The organism is Vibrio sp. (genome assembly GCF_038138445.1).
GTDB lineage: Bacteria > Pseudomonadota > Gammaproteobacteria > Enterobacterales > Vibrionaceae > Vibrio.
In genome coordinates this window covers 33,932-46,835 of sequence record NZ_JAYQDQ010000026.1, presented here as the reverse complement: position 1 = coordinate 46,835, position 12,904 = coordinate 33,932, and the positions used below count along the sequence as shown (strand labels likewise).

At 43.1% G+C, this 12,904-nt stretch carries 10 protein-coding genes and 1 pseudogene; 8 read left to right on the top strand and 3 right to left on the bottom strand.

The genetic code is table 11. The features are described from left to right. Positions 1–54 precede the first annotated feature (54 nt). Both AAFM34_RS09370 and argS read right to left on the bottom strand, forming a co-directional pair. Positions 55–162 (bottom strand): annotated as a pseudogene (locus tag AAFM34_RS09370) (HIT family protein); the annotation flags it as partial. Positions 163–249: 87 nt separating this feature from the next. Continuing rightward, a complete protein-coding gene (gene argS / locus AAFM34_RS09365; protein WP_341662152.1) occupies positions 250–1,983 on the bottom strand; it encodes an arginine--tRNA ligase in 1,734 nt (577 codons plus the stop codon). 243 nt (positions 1,984–2,226) lie between these two features. Here argS and AAFM34_RS09360 point away from each other — a divergent pair, with 243 nt between their 5' ends. After that, positions 2,227–2,826, top strand: a complete 600-nt coding sequence (locus AAFM34_RS09360; RefSeq protein WP_341662151.1) for a VOC family protein — start codon at positions 2,227–2,229, stop codon at positions 2,824–2,826. Here the strand turns inward: AAFM34_RS09360 and AAFM34_RS09355 are convergent. Continuing rightward, positions 2,818–5,592 carry an insulinase family protein gene (locus tag AAFM34_RS09355; RefSeq protein WP_341662149.1) on the bottom strand — a complete coding sequence of 925 codons (2,775 nt, stop codon included), beginning with the start codon at positions 5,590–5,592 and terminating at the stop codon, positions 2,818–2,820. The genes AAFM34_RS09360 and AAFM34_RS09355 overlap by 9 nt on opposite strands. Before the next feature lie 279 nt (positions 5,593–5,871). Here AAFM34_RS09355 and sixA point away from each other — a divergent pair, with 279 nt between their 5' ends. The 7 genes from sixA (at position 5,872) to AAFM34_RS09320 (ending at position 12,895) form a co-directional block, all read left to right on the top strand. Then, the gene (gene sixA / locus AAFM34_RS09350) at positions 5,872–6,336 is read left to right on the top strand and encodes a phosphohistidine phosphatase SixA (protein WP_341662147.1); all 465 of its coding nucleotides are present in this window, start codon (positions 5,872–5,874) and stop codon (positions 6,334–6,336) included. Between the two features lie 158 nt (positions 6,337–6,494). Continuing rightward, on the top strand, positions 6,495–8,588 hold the full coding sequence (flhA, locus tag AAFM34_RS09345) for a flagellar biosynthesis protein FlhA (RefSeq protein ID WP_341662145.1): 2,094 nt from the start codon (positions 6,495–6,497) through the stop codon (positions 8,586–8,588). A gap of 32 nt (positions 8,589–8,620) precedes the next feature. Continuing rightward, positions 8,621–10,093 (top strand): flagellar biosynthesis protein FlhF, encoded by a 1,473-nt coding sequence (flhF, locus tag AAFM34_RS09340; protein ID WP_341662143.1) that lies wholly within the window; start codon positions 8,621–8,623, stop codon positions 10,091–10,093. 13 nt (positions 10,094–10,106) lie between these two features. Beyond that, entirely contained in the window at positions 10,107–10,994 is an 888-nt protein-coding gene (locus AAFM34_RS09335; RefSeq protein WP_341662142.1) for a MinD/ParA family protein, read from the top strand. After that, entirely contained in the window at positions 10,987–11,721 is a 735-nt protein-coding gene (locus AAFM34_RS09330; RefSeq protein ID WP_341662140.1) for an RNA polymerase sigma factor FliA, read from the top strand. Before AAFM34_RS09335 ends, AAFM34_RS09330 begins: the two co-directional genes overlap by 8 nt. A 45-nt stretch (positions 11,722–11,766) precedes the next feature. After that, complete coding sequence (cheY, locus tag AAFM34_RS09325; RefSeq protein ID WP_114786770.1) at positions 11,767–12,135, top strand: chemotaxis response regulator CheY; 369 nt, start codon at positions 11,767–11,769, stop codon at positions 12,133–12,135. A 40-nt stretch (positions 12,136–12,175) separates the two neighbouring features. Further along, a complete protein-coding gene (locus AAFM34_RS09320; RefSeq protein ID WP_341662138.1) occupies positions 12,176–12,895 on the top strand; it encodes a protein phosphatase CheZ in 720 nt (239 codons plus the stop codon). The last annotated feature ends 9 nt before the right edge of the window (positions 12,896–12,904 follow it).

Here is a 12,904-nt window from a genome sequence, read left to right as displayed (position 1 = left end):
GACAATACCGAATTTAAAAGGAAATGATTAGATGGGGTTTACCGCCAGCTTACGAATGACCCATGGAACCGCTTGATCTTTATGCAGCAGAGCTATGGATAGAGGAAAGTGGCCAATAACATCGGTATCTTGGATAAGTTTTGGATGCAGCTCAAAGCTCATAGTGAAATCCTTGCTATTTGTATACGAGCGATAAAATAAAGGTTGATGCATGACATCAACCTTTGTAAATACGCGATCGTTTTATGTTTACATACGATCTAAAGTTTCAATTCCCAGTAGAGATAGACCTTGCTTGATCGTCTTAGCCGTCAATGCAGCTAGCTTGAGGCGACTTTGCTTAATGGAGTCATCCTCTGCATTAAGAATTGGGCATGCTTCATAGAAGCTAGAAAACTGTCCTGCTAGCTCAAATAGATAGCTACATAAAATGTGAGGCTGGCCTTCACGTGCTACAGAGTGGACGGCTTCTTCAAATTGAAGCAACTTAGCAATTAATCCCTTTTCTTTTTCATCTGTTATCTTAATGTCTCCTGATAGAGTGTCCATTGAGATATTTGCTTTAGCAAAGATAGAAGCAACGCGAGTGTAGGCATATTGCATATAAGGCGCAGTATTGCCTTCAAAGGCCAGCATATTGTCCCAGTCAAATACGTAATCCGTCGTACGGTGCTTAGAGAGATCAGCGTATTTGACGGCTGCCATAGCGACTGTGTTGGCAATTTTTTGTTTCTCTATGGTATCAAGCTTAGGGTTTTTAGACTCGATTAGCTTGATAGCACGCTCTTCAGCTTCATCTAGCAAATCTTTTAGACGTACAGTGCTTCCTGCGCGGGTTTTAAAAGGGCGTCCATCTTTACCTAACATCATACCAAACGCGTGGTGTTCTAGTGTGACGCTTTCAGGTATATAGCCAGCTTTGCGTACAATAGTCCATGCTTGCATTAAATGTTGATGTTGACGGGAGTCAATAAAATATAAGACTCGATCAGCACCTAAGGTTTCGTAACGATATTTAGCACAGGCAATATCTGTGGTCGTGTAAAGAAAGCCGCCATCACGCTTTTGGATGATAACGCCCATAGGCTCGCCATCTTTATTTTTGTATTCATCCAAAAATACGACTTGAGCACCATCGTCTTCTTGAGCCAGTCCTTTATCTGTCAAATCCGCCACGATGTCAGGTAACATGTCGTTATACATGCTTTCACCCATGACATTATCACGAGTTAAAGACACATTTAGACGATCGTAGTTGTGCTGGTTTTGAATCATAGTGATGTCTACTAGTTTCTGCCACATTTCAGCGCAGTAACTGTCACCACCCTGCAATTTGACGACATAGCTACGCGCTTTTTCTGCAAATTCTTCATCTTCATCATAGAGCTTTTTCGATTCACGATAGAAAGCTTCTAGGTCAGACAATTCCATTGACACTTGACCGGATTCTTTTTGAACTCGCTCAAGGTTTGCGATCAACATGCCAAACTGGGTGCCCCAATCGCCAATGTGATTGGCGCGAATAACATTATGGCCGAGAAACTCGAGCGTACGAGCAACCGCGTCTCCAATAACAGTAGAACGAATATGGTGTACGGCCATTTCTTTTGCCACATTGGGCGCAGAATAATCAGCGACAATCGTTTGGGCTTCCTCAGTAGTCACCCCAAGGCGAGAGTCTGAAAGTGCTTGTTGCGCCTTTTGAGCTAAGAACTCTTCACTAAGAAAGATGTTAATAAAACCTGGACCTGCTATTTCGGTCTTGCTTGCGATACCGTCAAGATCCAAGACATCTAACACTTTCTGGGCGAACTCTCTTGGGTTGGTGCCTAACTTTTTAGCCACGCCCATTACACCGTTTGCTTGGTAATCACCAAATTGGGGTTTTGCTGATTGGCGAACCGCAGCGGGGCTGCCTGCTGGTGCGCCAGCAGCTTCTAAAGCCTGAGAGACTTTTTGGTTAATAAGTGCTTGGATATTCACGTATGTTTCCTTCAATTCTCGAGAATTGTTTAGATATACATTGAGAGTTTCAATTCGTCACCATGGTTTGCTTTTCAGCATCTAAAAAGGTGGGAAGAATGCATATCTTAATTAAGTTGATAAATTGTCGCATATAATACCAATTTTATTGGCTCTCACATAGAGAGTGTTCTAGGAAATTTTCTACTTTTGGTTACTCACTTGGTAGTATTGTGTAGAAATCAATATATTGGATGGATGAAAATGTCGCGAAGATTGCTCGATGCTGAGCTTATGCCTTGGCAAATGAAAGCGAAGCTTGATGTGTTTATGCAAAATATTCAGTCTCTCGGGGAGCGAATAAAGGTCGATTTACAGGCATTACAAGCTGACCATATTGCTCTGCGTATAAACGATGAAGAGCTGGCAAAATTGGCGCATAAAGAATGGTTAAAAGAAGGGCTTGAGTGTTCTAATGCGATGATAAATGGTCGGCCAATTATCGTGATTGAGTTTATCAAGCCGCTTAGGGTTTCAAATTGGTCTATTGATTGCCTTGAACTCCCTTATCCAGTGCAGGGGAAAATGTATCCAACTCAAAGTTGGGAGCACGTTGAATTTGTTATTCCATCTTTGGCCAAAACGGCCGAAGAATATCTAGATGACGTAAAGCGTCGATACCCGAGTTTAGCTCATCAATGGGATAAGCTTGGTGAGCAAGGGGTCGAGGTCAAGCTGTCAAGTCCTAAAGGAGAAGGAGAGCGTCTGGGTAACCCAACGATAGCCTTTAAATATCAAGGCATTTGCATTAAGTTTCATCCGCACAGCTTGAAAGAGATTATTGAGTCGGAGCAGCTAGCCTAAGTCTGTGTCTCTCGGTCGGAGTTGGAATTCTTCTACGGAATCGATTTCAACTCCTACGTCGAGCGCATCAGAAGCATGGTGTGAGTTTCCTTTGGCGTGCATAATCAAACGATTCGCAGTTCTTGGCTTAAGCTCGTTGACCACAAAGCGAATCATATCCGCTCTGCTGAGTTTTTTTAGCTGGTCAAGAACACACTCTTTATGATTAAAGCTATAGTCCTTATTGCCAATCGCAACCCAAAGCCTTTGTGCTCGACTTTTAAGTGTGGTGTCTGGTGCTGCAATTTGGCTCCAAAGACCTCGTTTACTGCTATGCCACTGATAATCATTAAGCTCGAGCAAAACCATATAAAACGCATTAAGGAACTCGTCGATTGAGCTAATCAGTTCAGCAGGCGCAGCTTTGGGCGATTGAACGTAAAGAACCAACCCAGGGTGACGGTTAAGCGGCAAGTTTCCCGTACCTACCATATAGCCCAGTTGTTGCTTGGTGCGTATTTCATGAAAAAAGGTGGCTGACATGAGATGGTTTGCAAGCAAATATAGGGCTGTGTTTCGTGGTTCAATATCTTCGCATTGATAGTATACAACTATCGCAGAGTCTTCTTGATTTGATTCAAGGGAGTGTCGCAAAGAACCGTTCTTTCCAAGCATGACCAGAGGTCTTAATGATTCTTCATAGCTTTGGTTCTTTACTCGCAGAGCATCTTTAAGCGTATCACTTAGCTGAATAGCATCAGTACGTGTCCAGTCGCCATAGACAAACATTTCGACATGCAGTTTTGCGAGGATAGAAGAAACAAACTCATCCAGTTCACTCACATCAAGATTCTCTAATGCTTGAAGTAAATCGCCGTAGGGTGGATTGTTCGGCTGTAGCATGCCGGTCATCGCATTAAATAACTGAGAAATAGGCTTGTCGTGGGCAGCATTTTTCCAGTTTCTGGTTAATTGCTGCTTGATTGTATCAAAGCGCTCTGCACTGAATTCTCTACTTGAAAAACGTTCAAGAATCATAGTCATCAATTCTGGTTGTTTCTTGCTGAATCCAGACAAAGTAAGTGTTACGCCACCTTGGTGTGAGTACATGTTGTAACTCATACCGGCAATTTCTGCTGGATAAGTTTCTTTCGCTAGCGAGTCGAGAAACATTTCTACACAGATTCTGGTTTTTACAATGTTCTTCACATTTGCTACAGCATGAGGACTGTCGATAGCAACAAAAATGACACCTTTGGGTACGCGAAATTCACTGTCTTGAAGGTGCCACAATTTGAAGCCTGGTAAATCTTGCACCACTTCTGGAACTGAAGCATGCTTTTCGACAGGTTTAGGGTCTAAGTCATAACATATGAATGGATTTTTAGCAGGTAGGTGAAAACTCAGGCCGCTTTCGGCTGAAAAGTGTAATTTTTGTTGTGGAGTGAATGGGTTGATACAGTATGGCGTATCATACCATTTGGCTTGCTTATTGTATTTGTAGCCTTTGGCAATTAACGTGACTCGCAGGTTATCCATAGTTAAATAGTCAAATAGGCGTTTTAACAGAACTTCGTCGTAATCATTCATCACATAGTCCCCGTAGACTATGTCCTCAGGCAAGTAATGTTGCATGTTAACCACTAAATGACTGACCAAGTCGACAGGTCGTGTGGGTTCTTGAAAGCGGAAGGCTGATTCTAAAACCGCTTGTTTTTCTAGGTAACGCCATTGGTCAAAACCTTCCCGTCCTATCAAGTTCAAATATGAGAAAAGCGCTTGAATAATGTCGTCAACATGTTCTAGACCAGAGTGGGTTAAGTTGCAGCTAACGGTAAACTCACGGTAATTACTGCCGCTGGTTCCCCCACCTGCCGACAGTGAGGTTATCCAGCCTTTGTCCTTCAAAACTAGCATTAAGCTGCCTTCACCCTCATAGCCGAGCAAATGGGCAAAGTAGGACATAGGCTTTTGCCGATAGTATTTATCAAGGCTTGGAAGAGGAAAGGATAAGATAAGTTTGCGAATCTCTTTGACCGGTTCGATATTGACCATAACGGCGGTTGAGTTGCTGTTCAAATAAGGGATGTCAATCGACTTATCTGCAAGGTTTTGATTAGGAATCGATGAAAATTTTTCGGTTATCCATTGCTCCTGTTCGTCAAGAGATTGAGGGCCAATGACAGCTAATGTCATGAGATCTGAGGAATATTTCTTGTAATGAAAGTCGACAACTTCCTCTCGGATTGATTGTCCATTTCTATCTTCCAGTGTAGTTTTGTTGCCAACCGAAAATTTTGCGAACGGGTGCTTAGGATTTACGAGCTCTTTGTGAACTTGGTAGAGTCGCCTCGAATCATCATTAAGCTTGAGTTTAAACTCTGAATCCACAGCTTCGCGCTCTTTATCAAGAGCTTCGGGGTTGAATAAAGGCGCAGTGAAAAATTGACTAAATCTATCAAGACACCTGTAAAATGCAGAGGGCATGACGTCAAAAAAGAAACAAGTATGCTCCGCACCTGTCCATGCATTGTTGCTGCCACCATGTTGATTGATATAGTTTTGAAACTCACCCACTTTGGGATATTTCTCTGTACCCAAAAATAACATGTGCTCTAAATAGTGAGCCATTCCCTGACGATCATCTGGGTCGTCAAAATGTCCTACATTGATGCATAGTGCAGCTGCTGACTTTTGTGCGTTAATATCTTGAATGACTAAAACTTGAAGCCCGTTATCCAACGTTAAATAGCGATATTGGTTGGTGTCATTTGGGCTTAAATGCACAGGTGTTTCTCCGTTTTATATTTACAGTATTATGTCACTATCAACGAATAATCAGATGAAAGATTTCCATCAATAGGAGTCAAAAGGACGGTAGCACAAGTTAATTGTTTTCCTGATAAATATAAGCATACACAATTTCTTAATCTATACACCAAGAATGTTAAGAAAGTCTAAGTCCTGAGTTGTGTGCTTGATATAATTATCGGCCTTTTGAGACATGTGTGGCACTATTACTAGCAATAGGCTTTATCCAAAAAATCATAATAACAGGTACAATGAATGAAAATACTCATCATGCGTCACGGTGAAGCTGAACATTACGCTGCTGCAGATGCGGAACGTGCCTTGACTGACAAGGGAAGAAGAGACTCGGTCAAGGCGGCACAGCTATGCGTAAATAAGGGATATAAACACTTAGATCTAGTGTTAGTTAGCCCTTATTTGAGAGCGCAACAAACGTGGCAGGCGATAGCATCCCATTTTGATGCTAAGCAGTTTAAAGTTTGTGATGATATTACACCTTATGGTGATGCGCGGCGTGTTGGTGATTATATTGCTGCAGTTGTTGAGGTAGAGAAACCGAAGTCTATTCTTATGGTTTCCCATTTACCGCTTGTGGGATATCTGACGTCAGAGTTCGTCCCCGATGTCGCCCCGCCTATGTTTCCGACATCAGGCATTGCGTGTATCGACTACGATACAAATAACCACCATGGTGAGCTGGTTCTAAATATTCATCCCTAGGAATACTCTTTTTGAGCTTAGTTAATCGATAATAATTAAATGTTTGGCTATCTTAGTCGCATTAGAAAGTAAGCCATAAAATTGACATTTTATCTGGACTAATACTTGCATCTTCATCTAAGTCCTTCAATTTGGGTTGAATAATACCGTCTGTCGCCATGAAATTTAATTTACCATTTGCCAATAAGCTACCATCAATACCTCAACGAGCCATGCCTGCAATAGGTGCTCCTATTATGGTATTGGCCACTTTGGCAATGGTTGTACTGCCCATACCTCCATTCTTACTGGATTTATTTTTCACCTTTAATATAGCGCTTGCAATGGTGGTGCTGTTGGTGACTGTCTACACACGCAGGCCTTTGGATTTTGCAGCGTTCCCAACAGTACTTCTTATCGCTACATTGTTGCGTTTGGCATTGAATGTTGCCTCTACTCGCGTGGTTCTACTTTACGGTCATGAAGGTACGAGTGCTGCTGGTAGTGTGATAGAAGCATTTGGTAGTGTGGTTATCGGGGGTAACTACGCTGTCGGTTTGGTGGTGTTCCTTATCTTGATGATCATCAACTTTATGGTAGTCACTAAGGGTGCGGGTCGTATTTCGGAGGTGAGTGCTCGATTTACATTGGATGCTTTGCCAGGTAAGCAAATGGCAATAGATGCTGACCTCAATGCTGGCTTAATTGATCAAGATCAGGCACGCACTCGTCGTCAAGAAGTGACGAAAGAAGCCGACTTCTATGGTTCAATGGATGGTGCGTCAAAGTTTGTTAAAGGCGATGCAATTGCAGGTATTCTAATTCTGTTTATCAATATTATCGGTGGTTTATCGATAGGAATGATTCAGTATGATTTACCATTTGGTGAGGCTATCCAAATCTATACCTTGCTGACCATTGGTGATGGTCTTGTCGCCCAAATTCCATCCCTGTTACTGTCTATTGGCGCAGCCATTATGGTGACTCGTCAAAATACCGATGAGGATATGGGGCAGCAAGTCGTTTTCCAACTGTTTGATAATCCAAAAGCATTGATGATAACGGCAGGTATTCTCGGAGTAATGGGGCTTGTCCCCGGTATGCCTCATTTTGCTTTCTTACTTCTTGCTTTTTTGGCGGGTGGTGGGGCGTATTGGATTTACAGAAAGCAGAAACAGAGCGCTGACCAAGCTAAACTGCCAGCGACTAAGGATAAAGAAGCTCCCACCCCAAAAGAGCTCTCTTGGGATGATGTTCAACCTGTTGATATTATAGGCCTTGAGGTTGGCTATCGCTTAATTCCTTTAGTGGATAAAGAGCAAGGAGGAGAGTTACTAGAGCGTGTTAAAGGGGTGCGTAAAAAGCTTTCACAGGACTTTGGCTTTCTTATTCCGGCAGTACATATTCGTGATAACCTTGAACTCACCCCGAACAGCTACCGAATCACTTTAATGGGAGTTGCTGTCGGAGAGGCGGAAATTCGACCTGACATGGAGTTGGCGATCAATCCAGGTCAAGTATACGGAATGGTAGAGGGAGAACCAACCATTGACCCAGCGTTTGGTTTAGAAGCAACTTGGATAAAGGACGAACAGCGTGAGCATGCCCAAGCTCTTGGCTACACAGTGGTTGACTCTTCAACAGTTTTAGCCACGCATTTGAGCCAGCTTCTTACCAACAACGCCTCCCATCTGATAGGCCATGAAGAAGTGCAAAATTTACTTGAAATGCTTGGTCGTAGCACACCTAAATTGGTAGAAAGTTTTGTTCCTGATCAACTGCAATTAGGTGTGGTCGTGAAGGTATTACAAAACTTACTCAACGAAGCCGTGCCGATTAGAGATATACGAACCATAGTCCAAACTTTGGCTGAGTATTCAAGTAAGAGTCAAGAACCTGACATTTTAACAGCCGCTGTTCGTATTTCATTGAAGAGGTTAATTGTTCAAGAAATCAATGGGATAGAACCAGAACTTCCAGTGATTACTTTGATCCCAGAATTGGAACAGATATTGCACCAGACAATGCAGGCGTCTGGAGGAGAGTCTGCTGGAATCGAGCCCGGTTTAGCAGAGCGACTGCAATCTTCGTTAACTCAAGCAACTCAAGAGCAAGAGTTGAAAGGAGAGCCAGCAGTTCTTCTCACTTCTGGGGTGTTGCGTTCTACGCTGGCGAAATTTGTCAAGAACACAATTCCATCACTGCGAGTACTCTCCTATCAGGAGATTCCAGACGAGAAGCAAATACGCATTGTTCAAGCTGTAGGTAACTAAGTAGCGGACGTGCTAGAAGATGGACATAGACTTTGAAGATTAAACGATTTTTTGCTAAAGACATGCGCACCGCTTTGCTGCAAGTGAAACATCAGTTAGGCGATGATGCGGTTATCATGTCGAATAAAAAAGTCGCTGGTGGCATAGAAATTGTTGCCGCGGTTGATAATGAAACAGCTGCTGCACGTTCAGCGGCCAAGAAAGCATCGCAGCCTCGTCAAAGTAATGCTCAGACTACTGCGAATCAAAACGCTACTGTCAGTAAACAGCGCGCGCTAGAGGAAGACAAAGTCAGCTTACAAGCCAAAGCTGGCAATGGCTCTATGACAAAGCGCTTTGCTCATATGCTGAAACAATACAGTGATGCGACAGCAGATAGGCGCGAGAGTGAAGAAGATAATCCAGATTCACTGTCTTCACTGCTTAAACGGCAGTCGAATGCGAATAATCAGGTTAATGGTGTAAAACTTCGTGAAGACTCTCCCCTTGCTAAGCTTATTGCTCAAGATACAAGTGGAGAACAGCAGTTACGTCTTGATCCAAGCCGTTATGAGCGTAATCGTAAAGATGAATCAGCTCCAGGTAGCGATGATCTCGAAGAAATGCGTGAAGAGATGACATCAATTCGCCGATTGCTGGAGCATCAGGTTTCTGGCCTCATGTGGCAAGAAGTTGAGCGTCGCGAACCTTTAAGGGCCATGCTCATCAAGCGTTTGGAGCGAATGGGGGTGTCTGCAGATCTCGCTGATCAATTAGCCTGTTATATACCAGAAGACACTGCACCAACTAAAGCATGGAAAGCGTTGCTTGGCCTAGTGTCGGATCAAGTGCCTATTTCAAAGCAAGATATAATTAAACGTGGTGGCGTTGTTGCCTTGCTTGGGCCTACTGGGGTAGGGAAAACCACAACGGTCGCTAAACTCGCCGCAAGAGCTGCAATGGAATACGGTTCAGATAATGTCGCATTGGTGACGACAGACACCTACCGTATTGGTGCGCATGAGCAGTTAGCCATTTACGGAAGAATTATGGGATGCGCTGTAAAAGTTGCTAAAGATTCCAAAGAGTTAGCCGATGTAATCTACCAGTTGAGAAATCGCCGTTTAATTCTTGTTGACACTGCAGGTATGGGGCAGAGAGATGTACGTTTGTCTGAACAGTTAGATACATTAATGCACGAAAGTGGTGAAGTTATTCATAGCTATCTCGTATTGCCAGCGACAGCTCAAAGGAAAGTTTTGCAAGAAACTATCGATCATTTTCAAAGAATACCTTTGTCAGGGTGTATCCTTACTAAATTAGATGAATCGTTAAGTCTCGGTGAATTTGTAAGTGTCGTTGTGCAAAATGCGTTACCAGTGGCCTATATCGCTAATGGACAAAGAGTTCCAGAAGACATAGTGATAGCTCAGCCCAAATATATGGTAGCGAAGGCAAACGAATTGTTAGAGAAGTCGACAGATAATGAACCTCACTATTGGAATAGTGAAGCAGAAAGGTTCTAGGCGGCGGACGATTATGACGAAAAAGATGATACAAGACCAAGCAAGCGGACTACGTCGTTTAACACAGCCTTCTCTAACCAAGGTGATTGCTGTCACTGGTGGAAAAGGTGGGGTAGGTAAGTCCAATGTCACCCTAGGGCTGGCTATATGTATGGCCCGGCAGGGTAAAAAAGTAATGGTTCTAGATGCTGACCTAGGGTTAGCAAATGTTGATGTTATGCTTGGAATACGCTCCAAGAAAAATTTAGGACATGTACTTGCAGGGGAATGTGAGCTCAAAGATGCTATTGTTGAAGGACCATATGGAATTAAGATAATACCAGCAACATCTGGAACACAGGCAATGACGGAATTATCTCATGCCCAGCATGTTGGTCTTATCCGTGCTTTCGGCAGCCTAGAAGATGAGATGGATGTATTGCTTATTGACACTGCAGCTGGCATTTCGGATATGGTAGTGAGCTTTTCTCGCGCAGCTCAAGACGTGGTGGTGGTGGTTTGCGATGAGCCTTCATCTATCACAGATGCCTATGCGTTGATTAAACTTTTAAGTAATGAGCACCAAGTTCAGCGCTTTAAAATTGTTGCTAATATGGTCAGAAGCTATCGTGAAGGAAGAGAATTGTTCGCAAAGTTGACCTTGGTCACAGAGCGTTTCTTGAATGTTGGAATTGAGCTCGTAGCATGTATTCCATTAGATGATAAAGTTCGACAAGCCGTTAGAAAACAAAAGATTGTCGTGGACGCCTTTCCTCGTTCACCTGCATCGTTAGCACTTGGGTCGTTGGCAAATAAAGCATTAGCTTGGCCGATTCCTAAAACACCGAGTGGACATCTGGAGTTTTTTGTAGAACGCTTACTTCATACAACAGAGATGTTAGAGGAACCATTTGGTGAATAAGGCATTGACCTATGACCAATACGCAAATCAAGACAGCCGGCGAGCGTTTTTAGAAAAATACTCCGTGCTCGTTAAACGCATTGCTCACCACTTGCTCGGTCGACTACCACCGAGTGTTCAGGTTGAGGATCTTATCCAAGCCGGAATGATAGGGCTGCTCGAAGCACAAAAAAATTATGATGGTAGCAAAGGAGCAAGTTTTGAAACCTATGCTGGCATTCGCATTCGGGGTGCTATGCTTGATGATATACGTCGTGGTGATTGGGTTCCTCGTTCAGTACACAAAAACAGTCGAGAAATTAGCCAAGCGATTTCCCAACTAGAAGGTGAACTTAATCGAGACCCAACAGATGCCGAGGTTGCAAAACGGATGGAGATGAGTCTAGAACAATATCATAGTGCCTTGGCGGATATAAATTGTTCTCGTCTTATTGGTATGGACGATTTAGGGGTGTCAGAAGATGCGATTTCTCACGAAGATGCAGACGAAGAAAATGTCCCATTTCAAGGGGTAGCAGATGAGTATTTTCGCACCGCTCTGATAGAATCAATTAAATCACTACCTGAAAGAGAAGCTCTTGTACTTTCGCTTTATTACGATGAAGAGTTAAACTTGAAGGAAATCGGCGAAGTAATTGGTGTTAGCGAATCACGCGTTAGCCAGATACTGAGCCAAGCAATGCAACGTCTACGCACAAAGCTAAGTGTTTGGACAAACGATGACTAGAAATCACTGACATAGAACTCAGTGGAGGCAATTTTGAATAAAAATATGAAGATCCTTATTGTTGACGACTTTTCAACAATGCGCCGTATCGTTAAGAACCTACTTCGCGACTTAGGGTTTAACAATACACAAGAAGCGGACGATGGCTTAACGGCGTTACCAATGCTCAAAAAAGGTGATTTCGAATTTGTTGTGACGGATTGGAACATGCCTGGTATGCAGGGCATAGACCTTCTAAAGCATATTCGCGCCGACGATGAGCTTAAGCATTTACCAGTATTGATGATCACGGCAGAAGCGAAGCGTGAACAGATAGTTGAAGCTGCGCAAGCTGGTGTAAACGGTTATATAGTGAAGCCATTTACAGCAGCAACACTAAAAGAAAAATTAGATAAAATCTTCGAACGTTTATAAGTCAATAAATTGACGCAGGGACGCGAAAGGCCAATTCAGAATGATTTCATTAGAACAGGCAAAGCACCTCGTAGAGTTGTTAGAAAGTGATCAGCAAGAAGAAGCTGACAAACTTGTGGTGAGCATACAGGAAAGCTCACCGAATCCAGTTTTTCAAGAGATAGGTGAGTTAACTCGTGATCTGCATGAATCCTTGAAACAATTTACTGTGGATAACCGCATCAGTGCGATCGCTAATGACGAAATTCCTGATGCTAAGGATCGACTCCAGTACGTGATTGATAAAACGGAAACAGCAGCGAACAAAACCATGGATGCTGTTGATCGATGCATGCCGATTGCGGATAACTTACATGAGGGGTTACTTAAAGTTCGCCCGCAATGGAATGAGTTAATGCATGGAAGGATTGAGCTTGCTGAATTTAAAGCGCTTTGCCATCGTATTGATGAGTTACTTGGTGAAGTGGAAGGGGACAGTTCTGAGCTGCGAGGGCAACTTACAGAAATTCTTATGGCACAGGACTTCCAAGATTTAACCGGTCAGATTATCAGTAGAGTTATTACACTGGTCAATGAAGTAGAAAGTCGGCTTGTAGAAATTCTGACTGCATTTGGTGCCGAACAGCTTGAAGAAGCGGAACAGAATAAAAATAAATCAGCGATAGACCCAGAGGGGCCAATACTCAACGCTCATGAAAGGGAAGACGCAGTTGCATCACAAGATGAAGTTGACGACTTACTCTCGAGTCTTGGGTTTTAGAGGTAACTT

Excerpts from the sequence above, each read along its gene's own strand:
- flhA (WP_341662145.1), top strand. The coding sequence starts at position 6,495 with ATGAAATTTAATTTACCATTTGCCAATAAGCTACCATCAATACCTCAA.
- AAFM34_RS09335 (WP_341662142.1), top strand. The coding sequence starts at position 10,107 with ATGACGAAAAAGATGATACAAGACCAAGCAAGCGGACTACGTCGTTTA.
- AAFM34_RS09320 (WP_341662138.1), top strand. The coding sequence starts at position 12,176 with ATGATTTCATTAGAACAGGCAAAGCACCTCGTAGAGTTGTTAGAAAGT.
- sixA (WP_341662147.1), top strand. The coding sequence starts at position 5,872 with ATGAAAATACTCATCATGCGTCACGGTGAAGCTGAACATTACGCTGCT.
- cheY (WP_114786770.1), top strand. The coding sequence starts at position 11,767 with ATGAAGATCCTTATTGTTGACGACTTTTCAACAATGCGCCGTATCGTT.
- AAFM34_RS09360 (WP_341662151.1), top strand. The coding sequence starts at position 2,227 with ATGTCGCGAAGATTGCTCGATGCTGAGCTTATGCCTTGGCAAATGAAA.